The 21,361-nt window shown below is 66.0% G+C and carries 18 protein-coding genes; 6 read left to right on the forward strand and 12 right to left on the reverse strand.

Going from position 1 to position 21,361, the window contains the following annotated elements; all coding sequences use genetic code 11:
• Window positions 1-4: 4 nt before the first annotated feature.
• From DFR52_RS09480 to DFR52_RS09495, 4 genes are read right to left on the reverse strand one after another with little or no spacing between them, the layout of a single operon-like run.
• Window positions 5-1,306, reverse strand: a complete 1,302-nt coding sequence (locus DFR52_RS09480; protein WP_158284919.1) for an amidase — start codon at window positions 1,304-1,306, stop codon at window positions 5-7.
• Window positions 1,299-2,435 (reverse strand): NAD(P)/FAD-dependent oxidoreductase, encoded by a 1,137-nt coding sequence (locus DFR52_RS09485; protein WP_110031688.1) that lies wholly within the window; start codon window positions 2,433-2,435, stop codon window positions 1,299-1,301. The genes DFR52_RS09480 and DFR52_RS09485 overlap by 8 nt, the downstream gene beginning before the upstream one ends.
• Window positions 2,432-3,826 (reverse strand): FAD/NAD(P)-dependent oxidoreductase, encoded by a 1,395-nt coding sequence (locus DFR52_RS09490; protein WP_110031689.1) that lies wholly within the window; start codon window positions 3,824-3,826, stop codon window positions 2,432-2,434. Before DFR52_RS09490 ends, DFR52_RS09485 begins: the two co-directional genes overlap by 4 nt.
• Window positions 3,813-4,154, reverse strand: a complete 342-nt coding sequence (locus DFR52_RS09495) for a (2Fe-2S)-binding protein (protein ID WP_110031690.1) — start codon at window positions 4,152-4,154, stop codon at window positions 3,813-3,815. The genes DFR52_RS09490 and DFR52_RS09495 overlap by 14 nt, the downstream gene beginning before the upstream one ends.
• A gap of 100 nt (window positions 4,155-4,254) precedes the next feature.
• On the opposite strand from DFR52_RS09495, the gene DFR52_RS09500 reads away from it, so the two are divergent.
• On the forward strand, window positions 4,255-5,199 hold the full coding sequence (locus DFR52_RS09500) for a LysR substrate-binding domain-containing protein (protein ID WP_110031691.1): 945 nt from the start codon (window positions 4,255-4,257) through the stop codon (window positions 5,197-5,199).
• Here the strand turns inward: DFR52_RS09500 and DFR52_RS09505 are convergent.
• A complete protein-coding gene (locus tag DFR52_RS09505; RefSeq protein WP_110031692.1) occupies window positions 5,196-5,549 on the reverse strand; it encodes a RidA family protein in 354 nt (117 codons plus the stop codon). The genes DFR52_RS09500 and DFR52_RS09505 overlap by 4 nt on opposite strands.
• Before the next feature lie 300 nt (window positions 5,550-5,849).
• On the opposite strand from DFR52_RS09505, the gene DFR52_RS09510 reads away from it, so the two are divergent.
• Window positions 5,850-6,869, forward strand: coding sequence for an ornithine cyclodeaminase family protein (locus tag DFR52_RS09510; RefSeq protein WP_110031693.1), 1,020 nt, complete (start codon window positions 5,850-5,852; stop codon window positions 6,867-6,869).
• A gap of 8 nt (window positions 6,870-6,877) precedes the next feature.
• A complete protein-coding gene (locus DFR52_RS09515; protein WP_110031694.1) occupies window positions 6,878-8,026 on the forward strand; it encodes an aminotransferase class V-fold PLP-dependent enzyme in 1,149 nt (382 codons plus the stop codon).
• 70 nt (window positions 8,027-8,096) lie between these two features.
• On the opposite strand, the gene DFR52_RS09520 is transcribed toward DFR52_RS09515, so the two are convergent.
• The gene (locus tag DFR52_RS09520; RefSeq protein WP_158284920.1) at window positions 8,097-8,993 is read right to left on the reverse strand and encodes a LysR family transcriptional regulator; all 897 of its coding nucleotides are present in this window, start codon (window positions 8,991-8,993) and stop codon (window positions 8,097-8,099) included.
• Between the two features lie 218 nt (window positions 8,994-9,211).
• Between DFR52_RS09520 and DFR52_RS09525 the strand changes: the two genes are divergently transcribed.
• Both DFR52_RS09525 and DFR52_RS09530 read left to right on the forward strand, forming a co-directional pair.
• Window positions 9,212-11,965, forward strand: coding sequence for a hypothetical protein (locus DFR52_RS09525; protein WP_110031696.1), 2,754 nt, complete (start codon window positions 9,212-9,214; stop codon window positions 11,963-11,965).
• The gene (locus DFR52_RS09530) at window positions 11,962-13,032 is read left to right on the forward strand and encodes an extracellular solute-binding protein (protein WP_110031697.1); all 1,071 of its coding nucleotides are present in this window, start codon (window positions 11,962-11,964) and stop codon (window positions 13,030-13,032) included. The genes DFR52_RS09525 and DFR52_RS09530 overlap by 4 nt, the downstream gene beginning before the upstream one ends.
• A 152-nt stretch (window positions 13,033-13,184) precedes the next feature.
• On the opposite strand, the gene DFR52_RS09535 is transcribed toward DFR52_RS09530, so the two are convergent.
• The 6 genes from DFR52_RS09535 to DFR52_RS09560 form a co-directional block, all read right to left on the reverse strand.
• The gene (locus DFR52_RS09535; RefSeq protein WP_110031698.1) at window positions 13,185-14,375 is read right to left on the reverse strand and encodes an NnrS family protein; all 1,191 of its coding nucleotides are present in this window, start codon (window positions 14,373-14,375) and stop codon (window positions 13,185-13,187) included.
• A 141-nt stretch (window positions 14,376-14,516) separates the two neighbouring features.
• Window positions 14,517-15,527 carry an ABC transporter permease gene (locus DFR52_RS09540; RefSeq protein ID WP_110031699.1) on the reverse strand — a complete coding sequence of 337 codons (1,011 nt, stop codon included), beginning with the start codon at window positions 15,525-15,527 and terminating at the stop codon, window positions 14,517-14,519.
• A gap of 31 nt (window positions 15,528-15,558) precedes the next feature.
• On the reverse strand, window positions 15,559-17,118 hold the full coding sequence (locus DFR52_RS09545) for a sugar ABC transporter ATP-binding protein (protein WP_110031700.1): 1,560 nt from the start codon (window positions 17,116-17,118) through the stop codon (window positions 15,559-15,561).
• 72 nt (window positions 17,119-17,190) lie between these two features.
• On the reverse strand, window positions 17,191-18,141 hold the full coding sequence (locus DFR52_RS09550) for a sugar-binding protein (protein ID WP_110031701.1): 951 nt from the start codon (window positions 18,139-18,141) through the stop codon (window positions 17,191-17,193).
• Window positions 18,142-18,311: 170 nt separating this feature from the next.
• Window positions 18,312-19,328: an ABC transporter permease gene (locus tag DFR52_RS09555; protein WP_110031702.1), complete on the reverse strand. Its 1,017-nt coding sequence runs from the start codon at window positions 19,326-19,328 to the stop codon at window positions 18,312-18,314.
• An 11-nt stretch (window positions 19,329-19,339) separates the two neighbouring features.
• Window positions 19,340-20,134 (reverse strand): ATP-binding cassette domain-containing protein, encoded by a 795-nt coding sequence (locus DFR52_RS09560; protein WP_110031703.1) that lies wholly within the window; start codon window positions 20,132-20,134, stop codon window positions 19,340-19,342.
• Between the two features lie 203 nt (window positions 20,135-20,337).
• Here DFR52_RS09560 and DFR52_RS09565 point away from each other — a divergent pair, with 203 nt between their 5' ends.
• The gene (locus tag DFR52_RS09565) at window positions 20,338-21,318 is read left to right on the forward strand and encodes an NAD-dependent epimerase/dehydratase family protein (protein WP_110031704.1); all 981 of its coding nucleotides are present in this window, start codon (window positions 20,338-20,340) and stop codon (window positions 21,316-21,318) included.
• Window positions 21,319-21,361: the final 43 nt, after the last annotated feature.

Here is a 21,361-nt window from a genome sequence, read left to right on the forward strand (position 1 = left end):
CTCTTCATATCATTCCCCTTTTTTTGGTTGGAGCAGCGCGTTGCTTTGCTATTTGACGACCCAGCGCTGCGGACAGGTCGATGAGGAAGCCATCGGCACCGTGCCGGGCGGCAAGTTGAACGGAGGCCGGAAGGCCGCCGTGCATGGGAACCGGAATTGCGACTGCCGGAATGCCGACAGTGTTGGCCCACATGCGAAATTCGGCCCCGGCCGCGCCATAGGGCCGCCAGCTGTCTCCGATCCGTGTGAATTCGTCCGCAATGCGCGGTGCCAGGCCGGGCGCGGTTGGCACCAGAATGGCGTCGACGCCCTCCATCGCGTCGCGCCAGATTGACCGCTGCACCGCGATGAGAGCGAGCGCGTCCTCGTAACGGGCTGCCGAAATCTCGCGACAGGCCTCCGTGAATGCCCTGACGTCCGCACCCACCATGTTGCCTCGCTCGGCGATCTTCTCGCCATATTCGCGGGCGAATTCATGGCGCAGGATGTGCTTGCCGGCCTGCACAAGGCCACCCGCGCCGGCAAAGGAAACATCCACGATCCTGCCGCCGGCCGAGCGGACGGCGGACAGGGCCTCGTCGCAGGCGCGCTGGACCGGGGCGTCGACCGGTCCATGCAGCCCGATTGGCCGGCCGACAATCGTGTCTTCAAGCCGGCACGATTCCCGGGGCGGCTGGCCGGACAGAGCCGCGAAAGCCTGCCTGAGCACCGAGGCGTCGCGCGCCAGCAGGCCGACAGTATCGAGCGTCGGGGCGACCCTGCGCACCCCATCGAGGGGCAGGATGCCGTTTGTCGGCTTGAAGCCGAACAGCCCGGTTGCCGCCGCCGGCGACCGGTTTGACCCGCCGCTGTCGGTGCCGAGGGCGAAGTCGCACATGCCCGACGCCACCGCCGCCGCCGAACCGCTGCTGGTGCCGCCGGTGCCGTGCTCGGCCGAAAGCGGATTGACCACCTGGCCGAACCAGGGGTTGACGGCGCCGCCCACCGCGAGCTCGTGCATGTTGGATTTGCCGATGACGACGGCGCCGGCGGCCGAGAGGCGACGAACACAGTCCGCGTCCACGGCGGCGGGCACGTCATCGAACAGGCGGGAACCGCCGCTCGTGGGAAGATCCGCGACATCGATCAGGTCCTTGGCGACAAAGGTCAGGCCATACAGCACGCCGCGGCCGTCGCCATCCTGGCGTGCGGCGCGGGCGCGGGCCCGGCCGGCGTCGAAGCAAGTGACGGCGCGGAGCCGGTCATTGTCCGCGGCGATGGCTGCCAGAGACCTTTCGACGGCTTGGATCGCGATGTCGTCAGCCATGGGCGACCTCCGGCTCCGGGGTTGCCGCGGCAAAGCGACCGAGATGGAACGGGGCTGCCTCCTCGGGAAGTATCCCTTCGGCAATCCAGCCGGCGACCTTTCCGGAATGGAGCGCCGCAAGGGAGACGCCGCTGTGACAGGTGACCAGATATGCGCCCGGGGCGATCTCGTCGTAGATCGGAGCATTGTCAGGGGCGAGAATCCGCAGCGCCGACCAGCTTCGGACCAAGCGTACGGATTTGAGAAACGGGAAATAGCGCACCGCGAGCGCGGCGATGTCCCGGGTGACCTCGAAGGTCGTGGACGTGTCGTAGCCGACATCCTCCCAGCTGCCGCCGAGAAGGAACGTGCCGTTGCGGTTCTGGCGGACCTGCTCGCTGGGGACGGTCAGCACGGGATCGTGCCGTTCGGTCACCAGGATCTGTCCGCGCATCGGAACGATCGGCAGTTTCACGCCCAGACATTCCGCCATCGCGAGGTTGCCGAGCCCTGCGGCCAGCACGACCTTTTGGCAGTCGGTCGTCCCCCGCGCGGTGACAATCCGGTAGCCTCCGCCGCTTCCCGGCTCGATCCGGGAGACGCGCGCGTCCTGCCTGGACGCGCCCGGCGTCCGGGAAACGGCCGCGTGCAGCGCCCGCAGGAGCTTGAGAGGATTGGCGGCGCCGTCGATGCTGCAGAAAATTCCACCGGCGAAGTTGTCGGACACGCCCGGCATGTATCTGGCGATCTCGGCGGGCCGCAGCACGTCGAAATCGAGACCGCTGCGGCGCCGCAGGCGCTCCATCGTCGCGGTGCGGGCGGCGAGATCCTGTTCCTCGGGGCAGAACACCATGCCGCCGTTCTGCTCCAGCTCGAGATCGATGGCCGTTGCCGCGGTCAGCCTTTCGGCGAAATCGGCCCAGACCTCGACTCCCTGCAGCGCCCAAGGCGCATAGTCCTCCAGCTTGTCGCCCTTCGCCCCGGCGCAGACCAGGCCGAAATTGCCGCGGCTGGCGCGGAACGCGGCCTCGCCCTCGTCGAACATGGCGACTGACTGGCCTTTCTCTAGAAGGCCATAGGCAATTGCCGCGCCGACAAGTCCGCCGCCGATGACCGCGATGTCGACGCCCGTGCTCTTTCCGTAAATCATGACAACGCCTCCGGTCCTGCCGGGGCCGAGGCAATGCTGCCCAGCGGTATCGGCTTGAGGGGCGCGCGGATCTCCTGCCGCCCGATCGCGGCGACGCCGCGCCCTGTCTCCGCGTCGATGATTTCGGCAAGCGCCATCGAACAGCTGCGCCCCTGGCAGAAGCCCATTCCGCAGCGGGTGAAGGCCTTGACCTGGTTGGGTTCTGTGGCGCCTTCGGCAACCGCGGTCCGGATTTCTCCGGCGGTCACGTTTTCGCAGCGGCAGATCACCGTGTCGGCGACCGCCATGCCGGCGCGGGACAGCGAAGGCGGGAAGCGGCTCTCCAGAAAAGGCCGGAACGCTTTCTGCCGCGCGCGCTGCCGGAGCGGTTGTTCCGCGCGACGGTCGCGTTCACCAGTGTCTATCACCCCCAGCTGCTCGGCGATTGCCAGCACGGCGATCCTGCCCGAAAGCTCGGCCGCCTGCGCGCCCCAGATGCCGGTGCAGTCGCCGGCGGCGAATATGCCGGGACGGCTGGTTTCGCCCCATTGGTCAATGAGCGGATTGAAGCAGCTTTGGCCCTTGTTCCATTCCTCGTCGCAGCCCAGTTGCCGGGTCACGTGATCGTTCGGGACCACGCCATCGTGCAACAGAACCAGATCGGCGTCGATGATCCGGCGCTCACCCCGACCGTCGGTGAAGGCTACTCGCTCTGCCCGTTGCCGGCCCAGGATCGATACCTCAGTGGCCGCGCGGTGCCAGGCCACGCCGGATTTCCTGAGGGCAGCGTAGAGGCCAATGCCTTCCCGAATGAGGGAGGGGGCGTTGAGGGCTGAGAGAAGGTCGCGCAGCGTCGCCGGATTGCCGCTCGCCGGAGTCGTCTCGACAAGGGCGGATGGCGCCGCGCCAAAACTGATCAATTGCTTGGCGAGCAGCAGCAGCAAGGGCCCGCTGCCGACCAGTACCGAGCGCCCGGCAGGCACGGAGCGGGCCGTTTTCAGCATCAGCTGCGCGGCGCCAGCATACATGACACCAGGAAGCGTCGCGCCACCGATGAGTACCGGGCGTTCCATCGCGCCGGTGGCGATGAGCAACCGCTTCGGAGCAATCGAGCTGACCGCTCCGGAGGCGTCGATGAAACGAGTGGTGCCGTCGGGCTCGATCCGCCAGGCAGAGACGCCGCTTCGCAGCCGGGAGCCGCTCGCGCTACCGATCAGTTCCGCGCCCCGGCGATAGCCGGCGACGAGGCCGACCGTGCTGCCGTTGATGTCTCCGGCACCGGCGTAATAATTGCCGCCAAGGCCCGCGCGTTCGTCGATCAATTCAACCGAAAGACCCAGAGCACGGGCGGTGGCTGCAGCAGACAGCCCCGCGGCACCGCCGCCTATGATCAGAAGATCAGGCCTGCTCATCGCATCCGCCCTCCCGGATCTGGCGTCGGACGCGCATTCCGTCCCTTACCCGCACCAGGCATCCCTGCTGGTTCTTCTGCCCGTCGATCTCGATGAGACATTCGAAGCAGACCCCCATCAGGCAGAGCGGTGCCCGCGGCTCACCCGCAACGGCCGAATGCCGGTAGGTTTCGGGTGCGATATGGCGCAGCAGCAGGCTCGCCACGGTGTCGGTGGCACGTGCAGCGAGCGGTTTCCCGTCGAGTTCCAGGAGAATCTCCGCAGGCTCGTCCCCAATTGGGCGGAACAACGGAAAGGGCGCGGAAAATGAAGTGGTTAGCTTGTTCATGGGGTAACCTTAAGTTATAAACATTCACGTCACAAATTCCAAAAAACAACAATTAGCCATCGAAAAGTTATGAACTTGGGTCGGCGGACAGGTGCACGAAATGGACGACGAAGCTTTCAAGCCCAGAGAAATAGAGGTGTTCGCGGCGGTCATGATGCACGGCACGGCGACCCGCGCCGCCGAGGCGCTGGAACTGACACAGCCAGCGGTCAGCAAGACGCTGGCGCGTTTCCAGGAGAAGGCGGGATTTGAAGTGTTCAAAAAGCACCGGCAGAGACTGGTTCCCACCCAGGAAGCCCACATGCTCTACGCGGAGGTGCAACGGGTCTATGAATCGGCGCGGCAGATTTCGCGCACCGCCCGGGACATACGCAATCTGCAGAACGGCCGGCTCAGCATCTGTTCGCTGCCTGCCATCGGACTGACCGTCCTGCCGGGGATTGTCGCCGAGTTTTCCGAGGCCCACCCGGACCTTCCGGTGACCATCGACATCCGCTCGTCGGCGACCGCGATCGAATGGGCGGGCCGCCGGCAGATAGATCTTGGTATCGCTGTTACCTCGATGATCGAGAATCCATCCATCACCCGCCGGACCCTCGCCGCGACCAAGGCGGTCTGCGTCATGCCGAAGGGACATGCGTTGGGAAGGCTGGATGTTGTTCGACCGGAGGACATCGAAGGCCTGCGCTTCATCTCATTTGGCACAACCGATCCCCTGCGCCAGCAGATCGACAGGGTGTGCGAGGAGGCCGGGGTGCGGCGCGAGCTGCATATCGAATGCGCGCTGGCCGCCGCCGTCATCGACTTCGTCGCCAAGGGGGCGGGCATCAGCATCGTCGACGATATTTCGGCCTGGAACCTGCGCCATGCCGTCGACATCCGTCCGTTCACACCGGAGCTTCAGATCGAACTCAGCCTCTACCGGCCCTGGGGCACGCTGCAGACGGCCGTCGGCACCGCATTCAGCGATCACCTCATCCGCCGCATCCGCGAGATTTCACGCCAGGCATCGGCGCTGGCGCGAAATCCGGGCGCTTCCGCCTAGGACGGAATTGCCACGGTGAACTGGATCTCGATGGCGATGTCGGGCAGTCCCAGGACGGCCTGCACGGTGGCGCGCGCCGGTGGCGCTTCCTTCACGATCCAGTCCATCCAGACCGCGTTCATTCGGTCGAAATCGGCGATGTCGCGCAGCCAGATCGTTGCGCTGAGGATCGTTGACCGATCTGCCCCGATCTGATTGAGAAATCGGTCCGCTCGTTCCAGCACCTGCCGCGTCTGGCCCGCCGTGTCCTGGCCGCGGTCCGCCGCCGTCAGGCCGGAGAAATAGGCCACGTTGGCGTGCACGACGACCCGGCTCAGCTTTTCGGTCATCTCGATCCGTTGAATGCACATGGATTGTCGCCTCGTTCTCTCGCGTGGGGTGGCGTGTCGCCGGCGTGGCTGGCGGCAGGACCGGACGGACCGGAGCGGAGCAGGTTTTGACCGGGGAAGGCTTCGGGTCAAATGACCTGGCACCGGGCGCTCCGGTGCATTTTTCATGATGTCGCCTCGGTCCGCATGCGCTCAAGGCTCGCGAACGCAAGCGATGATGAGAGAACGGCGAAACATGGATGCCTGAGGTTATGAACTTCGCGTCCCGCCCTCCGGTCGGGCGTGCTACCACTGGCGGCATTCGAGAATTCAGGGGGTGCCATGTCCCGTCCTTCACCGATCGGCGCGCTGAGCGCCTCCCGCCTGTTGACGATAGACGGCGCCACCGTGGGCTCGCTGGTCGGCGCCTCGGAGGCGATCGAACTCGCCGCAACGGCGCTGATGAAGACCTCCAGCGCGACCGCCGTCCAGGACGTCAGACGCACCCTCGACCTGCCCGGCGAGCCGGGCACCTGCCTGTCGCTGATGTATGCATCGCTCGGCGCGGGAGCGCGGTTCGGCGCCAAGGTCCAGTCGGTCTTTCCCGCGAATTTCCGCTCGGGGCTGCCCTCGCATCAGGGCGGCGTGCTGCTGTTCGAGGCGTATGGCGGCAGGCCGGTCGCCTTCATCGACGCCCACGCCATCACCGGGATCCGCACCGCCGCCGCCTCCTCGGTGGCCACCCGCGCGCTCGCCCGTCCGGAGGCCTGCAGGCTTGCGGTCCTGGGCTATGGCGAGCAGGCGGAGCGCCATATCGCGAGCCTGGCCCTGGTTCGTCCGATTACGCATATCCGGGTCTGGGGCCGCGATCCCGGCAAGGCGGCCCGCTTCGCCGAGGCGCAGTGCGCCCGCGGTTTCCATACGGAACCTGTGCCGAACGCCCGCGACGCCGTCCGCGATGCCGATATCGTATGCACCGTGACCTCGTCGAGCACCCCGGTTCTGCAGGGCGAATGGCTTCCAAGCGGCTGCCACGTCAACGCGGTCGGCGCAAGCATCCCGGCGCTCCGGGAGATCGATCTCAACTGCGTCATCCGGTCGAGGATCTGGGTCGACTACATGCCCATGGCGATGAGTGCCGCCTCCGACATCTACGAGCCGCTGGCGAACGGACTGCTTGAGCCATCGCGCCTGGTGGGAGAAATCGGCGCGGTCCTGAATGGGGCATGCGCCGGACGCACCGAGGCCGGGGAGATCACCCTGTTCCGCTCGCTCGGCGTGCCGGCCCAGGACATCGAGCTTGCCGACTATATCTATTGCAAGGCGAGAGACCTTGGTCTCGGCACCGAAATCAACATGTGAGATTGCCCATGCTTCCTTCCCAGCGCCATCTGTTCGCAATCCCCGACGGCGTGATCTATCTCGACGCCGCCTACATGTCGCCGATCCCGTCAAGTGCGGTGGAGGCCGGAATCAGGGGCGCACGCGTCAAGGGCGCTCCCTGGGAGATGACGATCGACTCCTTCTACGACGAGGTCGAACGGGCGCGCGAACTCGCTGCCGGCTTCATCGGGGCCTCCGCCGCTGACATCGCCGTCATCCCGGCGACGAGCTACGGCATCGCAGTGGCGGCCGCCAACGTGCCGACACCTGCCGGCTCGATCATCTTGATGATGGAAAACGAACACACCTCGCACCGCTATGCCTGGTACGAACTGGCCGGGCGCTCCGGGGCCAGGGTGGTGACCGTGCAGAGGCAATCCGGGCAATCCTGGGGCGAGGCGATGGTGGCCGCCATCCTTGGCTCCGCCGCGCCGGTTTCCGTCGTGGCGGGCACGCTGGTGCATTGGTTCGAAGGCATGAGCGTCGACATCGACCCGGTCGCAGAAGCCGCGCATGCGGTCGGCGCGAGCCTGGTGCTGGACGGAACCCAGTGGGTCGGGGCGGTGCCCTTCGACGTGACGCGCGTCAGGCCGGATTTTCTGTCCTTTGCAACCTACAAGTTCCTCATCGGTCCCTACCGCCTTGGCTTTCTCTATGCCGACCCGGCCTGGCATGAGAAAGGTCGACCGATCGAATTTCATTCCTGGAACCGCTCAGGCGGCGAACGCTCGGATTTCTATCTGGAGACGATGCCGGATTACCTTCCGGGTGCGCGCAGGTTCGACATGGGCGAGCGATCGGATTTCGCCGTCCTTCCCGTCGCCATCGAGGCCATGGAACTGCTGCGAAACTGGGGCATCGAGGCCGTCAACGAAAGGTTGACGTTTCTCAACCGGCGTATCTGGGCAGAGGCCGAACGCCAGGGGTTCGGAGGTCCCGAGCCAAGACACCGCGCGGGCCACATAGCAGTCGTGGAACTCGGCCAGAAATACCGCGCCGACCTCGGTCAAGCACTGCGGGAAAAGGGGGCATTCGTCACCGTGAGGGGAACGAAGCTGCGGATCACGCCCCATGTCTACAACGAGGAGAGGGACGTCGTCAGGCTGTTCGAACTCGTCGCCGATCTCACGGCGTAGCGGGACGCTGTCCGCAGGCTTTCCGGCAGCCGGCGCGGCTGCCACCTGCGGCCGCGGCCGGGCACTGCGCTCACCCCTCCAGCATCGTCCGCGTCACCTCGTCGGACTGCGCGGTGATCTCGCGCGTGATGCGGCGCAGGCCGTCGAGCCCGAGCGCCAGCAACTCCGGATCAGCCGGAGACCGGGAATAGATCAGGCATCCCATCCGTTCGAAGACCGGGGCATTCTGCACCGGGTGTAGCAGGCCGGCGCGCAGCTGGTCAAGAACCATGCGGGCAGGCAGATAGGCGCTGCCGCCGAATTCGAGAATGTAGCGCACGGCGATCGAGCCCAGCCCAGCGGAGAGCGAATGGGGCAGGCCGGCGAACTCGGTGTCGTGGTTGTGCCTGAAATCCTCGCCCCAGTCGACCAGCGTGTAGCCCTCCCGCCAGGCGATGTCGGTCACGTCACAGCGACCGCGCGTGGTCATCAGCATGAGCCGGTCGCCGAGAAATTCCTCGATGACCAGACCTTGTGCCCGTTGCGGCTCATACATGACCGCGATGTCGAGCACGCCGTCGCGCAGGTGCCGCATCAGGCCGGGCGAGTAGTCCGATTCCACATGCACCGACACCGCCGGCGCTTCGCGGTGCATCCATTCCACCCAGGGCAGTTCGATCTGGTCCCAGAGACTGAGCGCCACGCCGAGGCTGATGGAAGCGCTGAAGGCTTCGGGCAGCGCGACGTCATTGCGGGCGCGCTGCCACAGCCGGCGCATGCTTTCGCCGTGTTGCAGCAGGCGCTGGCCGGAGGGGGTGAGGATGGCGCCGCCACGTCCGCGCGCAAACAGGGTGCGGCCGAGTTCAGTCTCCAGCGAGCGGATCCGGGCGCTGACCGTCGATTGCGTGACATTGAGGTTTTCCGCAGCCCGGTGAAAATTTCCGGTTGTCACGATCTCCAGGAATGTCCGTATCTGGTCGATATGCATGTCAGTGTCGCATCCGGTTCGAGGCTGGCGGGTCCGGAGCGGCCGCCTTGCCATGGTCGGCGACGCCTATCCGGTCCCGTCCGATTTCCGAGCCTAGCATCGATCGGAATATTCGATCAATTGCCGCGATTATATTCGCTTTTCCGCTTGAGGCGGGTGACCTAGCATTCCTCATTCGCCGCGACAGGTGATGGCAGATCAGGAATGGCTCGGACGCAATGGATCACACCACCACGATGTCCCCCGGCGCAGCCGCGACGGTCAGCTGCGGCTTCCTCGGCGGTCCGGACCCGTCCAGCCTGCCGCAGATCGCCTGGGCGCTGGGCGAACTGGCGGATGCGCTCGCGGGACTCGGAGTCCGTCTGATCACCACGGCGGACGGGGGCGAAGCGGTCGCGGTGAGCTTCGCCCTGGGCGCTTCGCCGGCGATCGAACAAATCGCAGCATTGTCGGCGGTCGACCTGCCGGCTGCGCCGGACTCCTTCGCAATCTTCGCCGGGGCGGATGATCGCATGCACGTCTATGGCGCCGACATCCGCGGCCTCGTCTATGCGGTCACCGAACTCGCCGATCGCGCCCGCTGTGGCCGGATCGTTCCCCGCGCTGCGGATTTCGCCGTCCCTCTGGTGGAGACGCCGGCTGCCAGGGTGCGCAGCATCTCGCGCTGCTTCCAGAGCGACGTCGAGGATCTGCCCTGGTTTCATGATCGGGAGGGCTGGCGGCAGTATCTCACGCAGCTTGCGACCCACCGGTTCAACCGCATCTCGCTGACCCTGGGAATGCAGTACAACTACCCCTACGGCAACGAATTCCTGTCCGACGTCTATTTCTATTTCGCCTATCCGTTCCTCGTCGCCGTCCCTGGCCATGACGTGCAGGTCTCCAATTTCGGCGAGGACGAACGGCGGCGCAACCTGGAAAGCCTCCGCTTCATCGCCGCCGAGGCCGACCGTCGCGGTCTCGACTTCCAGCTCGCCCTGTGGACCCAGTCCTACGATTTCGACAGCTGTCCCGCCGCCAACCACCAGATCACCGGCGTCGGTCCCGACAATCTCGCGCTGTATTGCCGCGACGCGTTGGCCATGATCCTGGCCGAGGTGCCTGAGATCAGCGGGCTGACCCTGCGCGTCCATGTCGAATGCGGGATTCCCGAAGGGGACTATCGGTTCTGGAAGACCTATTTCGAGGCGGTCGAGGGCGCTGGCCGCACGATCCGTCTCGATCTCCACGCCAAGGGCATTGACGAGCAGTTGATCGCCACGGCGCTGGCCACCGGCATGCCGGTCACGGTATCGCCGAAATACACCTCCGAGCATCTGGGGCTTCCCTATCACCAGGCCTCGATCCGGCAGCTGGAACTGCCGCCGGCGCAGGATACCGATCCCGACGAACGGGCAGGCCGGGATCTTTCAACGCTCTATTCCGGCGAGGATGCCGACAAGCACGCCGCGAAGTGGAAGTTCAGCGAGGGCTCGCGCAAGTTCATGCGCTACAGCTACGGCGACCTCATGCGCGAGGATCGCCCCTACGGCATCATGTTCCGGATCTGGCCCGGGACCATGCGCATCCTGCTCTGGGGCGATGCCGCACTTGCCGCCGGCTACGGCCGCAATGCAAGCTTCTGCGGCGCCGACGGAATCGAGCTTTGCGAGCCCTTGTCCTTCAAGGGCCGCATGGGCACCGGCATCAGTGGCAGTCGCACGGGCTATCAGGACGACACCCTTGCAGGCAGCCATGACTGGCGCAAATTCGCCTACACCTACCGGGTCTGGGGGCGGTCACTCTACGACCCCGACGCCGATCCGCAGGCCTTCCGCCGCCATTTCGCGGCGCTCTTCGGGGCGGCGGGCGGACACTGCGAGGCAGCGCTGGGCAGCGCAAGCCGTATCCTGCCGCTGGTCACGCTGGCGCACACACCGACGGCATCGAACAATTCCTATTGGCCCGAAATGTACCAGAACATGTCGATCGTCCACGAGGCGCCGTATCTTCCCTATGGCTACGAACTGTTCAAGCCGGCGCGGTTCGGCACCGTGGGCGCCTGCGATCCACAACTGTTCCTGTCTCCCGCCGAGCTCGCGATGGCCATGCACCGAGGCTATGACATCCGCAAGCTGTCGCCGCTGACCTGGGCCAACTGGCTCGACCGCTTCGCCACCGAGGCCGCCGTCGAGCTTGCCCGCGCCCGGGCGCAGGTGCAGCAGCCCGATGTCGATGTCGAGTTCCGCCGGCTCTCGGTGGATGTGACCATCCTCGGCGCCATCGGCCGCTTCTTTGCCGCCAAAATCCGCGCAGCCGTTTTCTGGGAGCTCGGCCTGCTCTCCTGCGAGAGCGATGCGGCGGACGAGGCCATCGCGCAGTATCGCCTGGCCCGCGAGGCCTGGGCGGTGGCGGCGGAGGTCAGCAGGGACGTCTATCTGCCGGACATCACCTATGGTCCGCACAGCTGGCTGCGCGGACGCTGGGATGACCGGCTGCCCGCCATCGATCTCGACATCGCGGAGATGGTCCGCGTCGCTGCCGAACGCCGTCCCTCCGCTCATGCCGCAACCGGTCTGGGGCGAGGGCGGATCGCGCAGATCCATGCCTGGTCGGCATCGCAGCTGCATCCCTGCCGCCATGTTCCGCCCCCGGGCTTCATTCCCGGCGCCGATCTGGAGCTCTCGTGTGCGCCGCTCGGCGCCTCCCCCCACCCGGTCATCCTGCATTACCGCCACGTCAACCAGGCCGAACCCTGGCAGTGGCTGGAAATGGATCCGGTCAAGGGCGGTCACGCCGGCCGGATCGCGGCCGCCTACACCGCGTCGCCGTTCCCGCTGCAATACTATTTCGAGATCCGCGACGGCGCCGGGTCCGGCTTCTGTCCGGGCTTCGTCGATGACCTCTCCAACACGCCGTATTTCGTTCTCCCCGGCCTCGGCCGGCAAAAAGCGGAAAGACCAAACCACAACAACAAGGAGCAGCTGCAATGAAAAGCATCATCAAGGGCCTGCTGACAGGCGCCGCCATCCTCTGCGGCACACTGCATGGCCAGGCGGAGACACTGAGGCTTCTGACCTGGGGCGGCTACGCGCCCGACGCCGTCATCAAGCTGTTCGAGGAGAAATATCCCGACATCGACGTCGCTGTGACCTTTTCCAACAACGAGGAGATCGTCGCCAAGCTGCGCGCCACCGGCGGCGCCGGCTTCGATCTGGCGCAGCCCAGCGTCTCCCGCATCGCCGCGGCCCAGAGCGAATACGGCATCTACAAGCCCCTTGACCTCTCCCAGGTCGAAACCGAGCGGCTGCAGCCCGACATGATGAAGGCGATGGAGACCAATGCCCGCATCGATGGCGCCATCTATGCGGTGCCGCATCTCTGGGGCACGCAGGGATTGATCGTCAACAAGGCCGAGGCTCCCAACATCACCGGCTGGCAGGATCTGTGCGACCCGCAATACAAGGGCCGGGTGTCGATGCGTCTCAAGCGCGCCGTGCTCATCGGCATGGCCTACGAAATGGGCGAGAAGCCGTTCGAGCTCTTCCACCAGCCCGAGGCCTACCAGAAGGTTCTCGATCAGGTGGCCGACAAGCTGATCGCCTGCAAGGCGAACGTGAAGACCTACTGGACCGGCGGCGACGACCTCTCGAACCTGATGCTGTCCGGGGAGGTCATCATCTCCGACGCCTGGGACTCGACCGCCTACAAGCTCTACGGCCAGAACCACGACATCGTCTTCGTGCCGCCGCGCACCGGCGCGCTGGCCTGGATCGACACCTTCGCGCTGCCCGCCAAGGGCGAAGCCGATGCCGCGGCCTACAAGTGGATCAACTTCGTCATGCAGCCCGAGATCGTCACCATGATCTCGGAATCGTCGGGTGCGATCAGCGCGGTGAAGGGCTCGATCGAGCTGATGCCGCCGGCGGCGCGCGCAGCGGTTCAAGCCGCGTTCGACGAAAAGGCGCTGGCCAATCTGCAATACCTGCCGAGCGTCCCGGCCGGGGCAGAGGAAATCGAAGGCATGGTGCTCGACCGCATCAAGGCTGCAGGCAACTGAGCCCGGCCCCCGGCGCCCGAAGACGGATGGCACCGGCGGCGAGACCGAGACTGCGCGTCAACGGGGTCAGCCCGGTGGCGCGCATCGGCACCTGATGTCCGGGATGGCGGTTCCGGGGTGCAATCCGTCAGGGCGTCAGCCGCCACACGCCCTCACGCACTCCGGCGGCTCGTCACCAGCATCGGGCCGCAATCGGCGCAGAAAAGTGCGAAGGCGATGATCCAGAAGGCTCCTGCGGCGCCGACCAGCGCGAAGTGGTGCTGCGGCAGCACATTGGCCAGCGGCCGCAGCACCGCGGCCAGCATGATGGCGGCGTAGGAGGCGCTTGTCAGTCGCGAGGCCTCGAGCGGCCTGCCGGTGTGGCCGCAGCTGACCCGGCTCATGACGGCGATCATCATGGTGGCGGTGGTGCCCACCGACAGAAGGTGCAGCACCGAATAGCTGTCGATGACGCCCAGCGCCCCGAGCGCGATGCCGGCCAGCCCCAGCGGCACGAAGCCGTAGGCGAGATGCAGGATGAGCAGCAGGCTTTCCGGCGTGGTCTCCCAGCCGCGCCAGCGCAGGAGGCGGAGCGAGTGGAGGAGTGCGGCCAGCGCCGCCACGAGCGCCAGCGGCGGAAACTCCGGCAGCACCACCCAGCCCGCCAGTGCCAGCAGGCTCGACAGGATGGCCAGGAGATCGAAGCGGCCGTGCGGGGCAGGGAACCGCTCCCCTCCGCGCTTCTTGAGCCAGTTGCGGGTGAAGCTCGGAATGATGCGGCCGCCGATGACGATGATCAGCATCACATAGGCGGAAATGGCCAGCCGGTGGGCCATGCCGGAATCGTCGCTGCCCAACACCGCCAGATGGAACAAGAGATTGGCGACGCTCAGGGCGAGGAGGCCGGTGAGGATCTTCATGTCGCCCCACTTGCGGCCGGCGATCACCTCGCGCGCGCAGATGACCATGAGCGAGGGCAGGAACACCAGGTCGATGCCGACGGCGGCCGGCACGCCGATCAGGCCGGGGGCGAGCATGGCCAGCCGGCCCGCGACCCAGACCGCAAACAGCGCCATCAGCGGCGTGCCCGACACCGGCAGGCGGCCGGTCCAGTTCGGCACCGCGGTCAGCAGAAACCCCGCCAGCACCGCCGGCGGGAATCCGAACAGCATCTCGTGGCCGTGCCACGGCGCCCCGCCATAGTCGCCGGCCACCTCCAGGCCCAGGGTCAGGGCGGCAAGCCACACCGCCATCGCCGCCACCGCCCAGACACCCGCGCCGAGGAAGAACGGCCGGAATCCGTAGGAGAACAGGATCGGCCCGGTGCGGGCGATGCCGCGCGGCATGGCGATACGGTTCTGCATGGCTGGCTCCTTCAATGGGTTTGGTGGCCGGTTCGCTGCGACCTGTCCTGGACGCGATGGCCTGGCGCGTCTTTGCGCCAGAGCAAGTTCGGCGGATCTGTCAGCCGCCCTCCGACGCCAGCCGCGGACCGACGTCCGGCTTCACCGTTCCGGGACCGGGTCCGGCGGGGTGGGCTTTGCCCCGCTCTCGCGCGCCGAGCCGGCAAGCAGCCGCCGCGCCCGGTAGGCGCCCCACTGCTGGTCGACCAGAACGCCCACCAGGATCACAGTGCCCATCACGGCGAAGTTGAGCGAGGAGGGGATGCCGAGCAGGTTGACGAGGTTCTGCAGCACCTGCAGCAGGATGGCGCCCAGCACCACCCCGATGATCGAGCCCTCGCCACCCCGGAGCGAGAAGCCGCCGAGGACGGCGGCGGCAATGGCGTAGAGCTCGTAGAAATTGCCGTGCGAGGACGGCGAGACCGAGCGCGTGTACATGGCGAAGAAGATGGCGGCGAGCGCCGTCAGCCCGGCGCAGATCACATAGGCCGCGCCGATGACCAGGTTGGTGCGGATGCCCGAGAACCGCGCCGCCTCCTCGTTCTTGCCGACGGCGAAGAGGTAGCGTCCGAACACCGAGCGGTGCAGCACCACCCAGGCGATGGCCGCCACCACCAGAAGCAGCAGGATCGAGGTCGGCACGCCGTAGATCCGCGCGGTGAAGAAATCCAGCCCCGGATAGGTCGAGCCGAAGGGAAAGCCCGCGGTGGCGTCCCCGGTGTAGCCGCGGGCGACGCCGCGATAGATCAGCAGCCCGCACAGCGTGACCACGAAGGGCGGCATCTTCAGCCGGGTGATCAGCAGTCCGTGCGCAAGCCCGAGCAGAAGGCCAAGGATGATGACGATGACAAAGGCTATCGGCCACGGCACGCCGCGGTTTCCCACTATGTCGACGAAGAGCACGCCGAGCAGGGCGATCATCGAGCCGGCGGAGAGGTCAATGCCGCCGGTGATGATGACGAAGCCCTGGGCGATGGCGAACAGGCCGAAAAGCCCGATCAGGTTGGCGGTGTTGGCGATGTTGTTGGGCGAGAGGAACAGCGGGTTCTGCAGATAGACGCCGAGGCCGACCACCAGGATCAGCACCAACAGACCGAGATCCTTCTTCTTCATCCTGGCTTCCTTCCGCCGTATCGGTTCCTGGTCATGGCACGACCCTGTTGCCAACGGCGAGCAGCAGCACGTTCTCCTCGCTGAACTGCGCGCGCGTCAGTATGCCGGATATCCGTCCCTCGCACATCACCGCGATGCGGTCGGAGACCCCGATCACCTCCTCCATGTCGCTGGAGATCATCAGGATGGTGACGCCGGCGTCTGCCAGCGCCCGCATCAGCAGGTAGATTTCGGACTTCGAGCCGACGTCGATGCCGCGCGTCGGCTCATCGAGGATGATCACCCTGGGCTGCATCGCCAGCCACTTGGCCAGCACCACCTTCTGCTGGTTGCCGCCCGACAGCGTCGCCGTCAGCGTCGCGACGTCCGGCACCTTGATGCCGAGTTCGCCGCGGCTTGCCTCCGCCTGGCGCCGCTCGCTGCCGGCGGAGACAATCCAGTTGCTGGCATGGGCATCAAGGTTGGGCAGCGAGATGTTCTCGGCGACGGTGAAGTCGAGCAGTATGCCGGTGGCCTTGCGGTCCTCGGGCACCAGGAAGATGCCGTGGCCCACCGCGTCGCTGGCCGAACGGACGGCGATCTCCTTGCCGTCGAGCGACAGCCCGCCGCCATGGACCGGATCGATGCCGAAGATGGCGCGCGCCAGTTCCGTCCGGCCGGAGCCGACGAGGCCCGCCAGCCCGAGGATCTCGCCGCGGTGCAGATCGAGATCGACCGCCTGGCGCGGATAGGCGGCGGTGCGGATGCCGCTGAGCGCCAGCGCCACGCCGCCGCGCGCCGTCTTCGGCGCCGCGTAGTCGACCTTGAGATCGCGGCCGATCATCAGCTTGACCAGCCGGTCATGGCTGATTTCCGCGCGCGTGAGCCTGCCGGCGAGCCGGCCGTCGCGCAGCACCACCACCCGGTCGGCGGCGCGCTGCACCTCGGTCAACCGGTGCGAGACGAAGATCACCGCGATGCCGCGCCGGCTCAGCCGCGCCATGATGGCGAGCAGCTTCTCGCTCTCGGCGATCGGCAGGCTCGACGTCGGCTCGTCGAAGATCACCAGCCGCGCCTGCTGCGACAGCGCCTTGGCGATCTCGACCAGCTGCTGCTGGGCCAGCGACAGCCTGCCCACCAGCGTATCGGGGGAGAAGCCGGCGCCGAGCTGGTCGAGCAGCGGCGCCACCGCGGCGCGCTGGCGCCTGGTGTCGACGATGTTGAGGCAGCCGAAACGGCGGGGCTCGCGGCCGATGAAGACGTTGGCGGCGACGTCGAGATTGTCGAACAGGTTGAGTTCCTGGTGGACGAAGGCGATTCCTGCGGCGATCGACTGGCTTACACTCAGACGGGTGTGCGACACGCCGTCAATCTCGATCGTGCCGCCGTCGGGCGCGGCGATGCCGCCCAGCAGCTTGAGCAGGGTCGATTTGCCGGCGCCGTTCTCGCCCACCAGCCCGATCACCTCGCCCGGGCGGACCTCGAGGTCGAGCCCGGCCAGCGCCTGCACCCCGGGATAGGACTTGCGCACCCCCTTGAGCCGCAGGAACGGCTGCGCTGCGGCCGGCTCGGCGGATTCCTGCTGGGCGGCGTCGGCGCTCTCTGCTGTCATAGGCAATCCGGATTTGCGGAAACGGATGGCGCGGCGATGGATGCCGCGCCATCCGGCACTGGGACGGTGCCGTCAGCCGTTGATCTTGGCCTTCAGGTCGGCGGAGAATTCGTCGACATTGTCGGCATTGATCACCTTGGTGGGGATGATGATGATGCCGTCTGCCGGAATGCCGGACTTGTCGCCCTCCAGATACTTGGCCATCAGCTTCATGCCCTGGTAGCCCCACTCGAAGGGCTGCTGCACCACCGTCGAATAGAAGCTGCCTTCCTTGACGGCGCCGAGCGTCACCGGATCCTCGTCGAAAGCGACGACGGTGATCTGGCCGAGCTTGCCGGCGGCCTGCAGCGCCTCGTAGATCTTGGGCGGGTTGTAGGAGTAGAAGCCGACCATGCAGGTGATCTCCGGATTGGCCACCAGCACGTCATCGACATTGGTCCGCGCCCGGGCAAAATCGACATCGTCGCCGCGCACGTCGACCAGTTCGATGCCGTGACCCTCGATCGCCTGGCGGAAGCCCGCGATGCGCTCGACCGCGTTGTCGGCGCCGAGGAAGCCGACGAAGCCCATGCACTTGCCGCCATTGGGAAGAGCCTTGACCATTTCCTCGCCCGCCTGCACGCCTGCCAGCGTGTTGGACGAGCCGATATAGGCGATGCGGTCGCTCTGCGGCGCGTCCGAGTCGGTGGTGAACAGCGGCACCTGCGCGGCGATCCGGTTGAAGGCGTCGATCGAGTTCTTCGGATCGGCCGACGAGATCATGATGGCGTCGGTGCCTGCCGCCACCAGATCGTCCATCAGCGCGTTCTGCAGCGCCGCCGTGCCCTGGGCCGGATACTTGAACTGCAGTTCGTAGTCGGGCAGTTCGCCCTGCGCCTTGTTGACGCCCGCCTCGGCCAGCTTCCAGAAATCGGAAGCGGCGTTGACCACGAAGGCCATCTGCTTCTTTTCCTGGGCCTGCGCCGGAGCGCCGAGCACCAGGCTCGTCGCCAGAATTGCGGTGACTGACAGTAATGTCCTCATCTCATCCTCCCTTGCCGTGCTCCTCACGGCCCTAGTTGAAAGAAAATCCTCCTGCGTCGGCCAGCCGGGGTCCGGTCGGGCCGAAAGTCGCAACCTCCATTGCGGCATCTACTTTAAGCTGATTAATAATATTAGTAAACATGTCTCGATTTCCCTTCCGGCGTGCCTGGTTACTCGCTCGTTTCCGTGTTGCGCAGCCGGTCGAAGGCAACGGCGAGCACGATGAAGCCGCCGACGAAGGTTCCCTGCCAGAAGGTGGAGATACCGAGCAGCGTCAGGCTGTTGCGGATGATCTCGATCAGTCCCGCTCCGACCACGGCGCCGAGCGCCGTGCCGCTGCCGCCGGCGAGATTGGCGCCTCCGATGACGGTGGCGGCGATGACGGTCAGTTCCATCCCCGAGCCCAGGCCCGTGGTCACGGAGCCGAGCCACCCGACCATGAGAAAACCGGTCAGTCCGGCGCAGAAGGAGACGAACATGTAGACCGACACCTTCACCGCGCGAACCGGCACGCCGGTGAGGATGGCTGCCTTCTCGTTGCCGCCGATGGCGAACAGGTGGCGGCCCCAGCGCGTCCAGTTGAACAGGAAGGCTGTGATTGCGGTCAGCAGCACCATGACGATGACCGGATTGGGTATGGGCAGACCGAAGACGCGGACCGATCCGCCGCCGATGGCGAACAGGATCGCCTGGTCGGGGCCGAATTCGTAGATGAGCGCGTTGTTCGACATCACCATGCCGATGCTCCGCGCGATGGACATCATCCCCAGCGTGACCACGAAGGCCGGCATGCCCGCGATGGCGATGAGGACCCCGTTGATGGCGCCGACCGTCAGCGAAGCGGCGATGGCGGCCGGAAAGGCGATGGTGATCGGCAGTCCCGCATGCATGATGACCGTGGTGGTCATGGCCGAGATCAGCACCGTCGAGCCCACCGAGAGGTCGATGCCGCCGGTGATGATCACCGCCGTCATGCCGATGCCGACAATGGCGACGAAGGCGAAGTTGCGGGTGACGTTGAAGAGGTTGTTGGGCGTGGCGAAGGTGCTGGTCAGGAGCGACATCGCGATGACCGACAGCACGGCGGCAAGCAGGACCCAGAAGATCTGACGGCTGACCAGCCAGGCGACGAAACCGCTATGGGTCCGCTGGCCGATGGCCTTTTCGAGGGACAGGTCGGTGGTCATGTCGGCGTCTCCTATGCCCGTTCGATGGCGCCGGTGATCAGCCCGGTCACCTCTTCGGGCGAACTGTCGGCGACGTTCTTGTCGGCGACCTTTTCGCCCCTGCGCAGCACCACGAGCCGGTCGCAGACGGCGAAGACGTCGGGGATCCGGTGACTGATCAGGATGATGGCGATGCCCTGGTCGCGAAGGCGGCGGATGAGGCTGAGGACTTCCGCCACCTGGCGCACGCTGATGGCGGCGGTGGGCTCGTCCATCAGCACGATGCGCGGATTGGACAGCCGCGTCCTGGCGATCGCCACGGCCTGGCGCTGGCCGCCCGACATGCGCCGCACCAGGTCGCGCGGCCGGGTTTCCGATTTGAGCTCCATGAACAGTTCGCCTGCGCGCTTGTACATGCCGCGGTAATCGAGGATTTCCGGAACAGGCAGCCACCAGCGCCGTCGCCGGTACCAGGGCCGCTCGGCTTCCTCGGGGGTCCTGGCCGTCAGCGTCAGTTCGCGCCCGAGGAAGATGTTGGCCGCCGCCGTCAGGTTGTCGGCCAGCGCCAGATCCTGGTAGACGATCTCGATTCCCTTGGATCGGGCGTCCTTCGGCCCGTGTAGGCTGACGGGCTCGCCATTGAGGCGAATATGGCCGCTTGTGGGATGAAAGTTGCCGGCGATGATCTTGACGAGCGTCGTCTTGCCCGCGCCGTTGTCGCCGACCAGCCCGACCACCTGGCCCGCCTCGAGTGTCAGCGAAATGTTGGTGAGCGCGGTGATCGCGCCATACTGCTTGGAAATGTCCTCCAGCTCCAGAACCGCCATGCCGGCCCCCTCCCATGGGCGTCGCGTGCGTTAATATACTTATAGAATGCGATCCGCGTCAGCGTCAATGCGGCAAATCGGGGAGACCGGTAACCTGGAGATACTGCAGAAAAGCGAATGAAAGCAATCGGATACTGCTGCGGGATTTTATTGTTGACTGAACCAAGGCTAATTAATTACTATTAATTCAGGAGGAGGGCATCATGCTTCTGCTGGTTACAGGGGCTACCGGCAAGGTCGGCCAGGTGCTGCTGGAGCGCCTGCTTGGCGATCCGCGCTGGGCGGGCGCCACGATCCGCGCACTGTGCCACAACCGCGCCGTGGCCGCCCATCCTTGGGTCGAGACCATCCATGGCTCGATAGCCGACGCCGACACGGTCCGGCAGGCAGTGGCCGGCTGCACCCATGTGCTGCATATGGCGACCGTCAAGGAGGATGCGCGGCAGGCCATGGATGTGTCCGTCAAGGGCATGTTCTGGCTGCTGGAGGCGTTTCGGACCAGTCCGACTGCGCGCCAGTTCCTGCTCGTCAGCGGCGATTGCGCGGTCGGACACTGCTTCGTCGCCTATGACGAGCCCGTTACCGAGACCTCCGAGAGGCGACCCTATCCCGGAGTCTACGCGCTGTCGAAGGTGCTCGAGGAGGTGATGCTGGAGCAGTACTACATCCAGTACGGCATCAACGGCTGCTGCCTGCGTGCGCCGTGGATCATGGAGAAGGACGATTTCCGCCACGCGCTGAGCTTTGGACCCGACCAGTTCGGCGGACCGGACTGGGATACGCTGATCAGCCCCGCCGATCGCGCCCGCCACCATGCCGAAGGCAAGGTGCCGGTTCTGCTCGACAGCCGCGGCGATCCGCTCAAGCGCAATTTCATCCATGTGACCGACCTGGCGGAAGCCATCGTGTCCGCGCTCGACCATCCCCGCGCGTCCCGCCAGCTCTTCAATGTCGCCATGAACCGGCCGGTGGATTACGCCGCCATCGCTGCCCATCTCCGCGCCAGCCGCGGCCTTGCGGGCGTCCGCATCAGGACGCCGTTCCATTCCAACTGGCTCGACAATTCAAAGGCCCGGCAGTTGCTGGACTGGGAGCCGGGATATGACCCCATTCGCCTTGTCGATGCTGCTTTTGCTTACCAAAGGGCCGCGGATGATCCGCGCAAGGTCTGGTACGCGGGCTGAATCGGCCGGAGTCCATTGTGGACAAAGTCACCAGAGGAGGAGG

Source organism: Hoeflea marina, from assembly GCF_003182275.1.
In the GTDB taxonomy this organism is placed as follows: Bacteria; Pseudomonadota; Alphaproteobacteria; order Rhizobiales; family Rhizobiaceae; genus Hoeflea; species Hoeflea marina.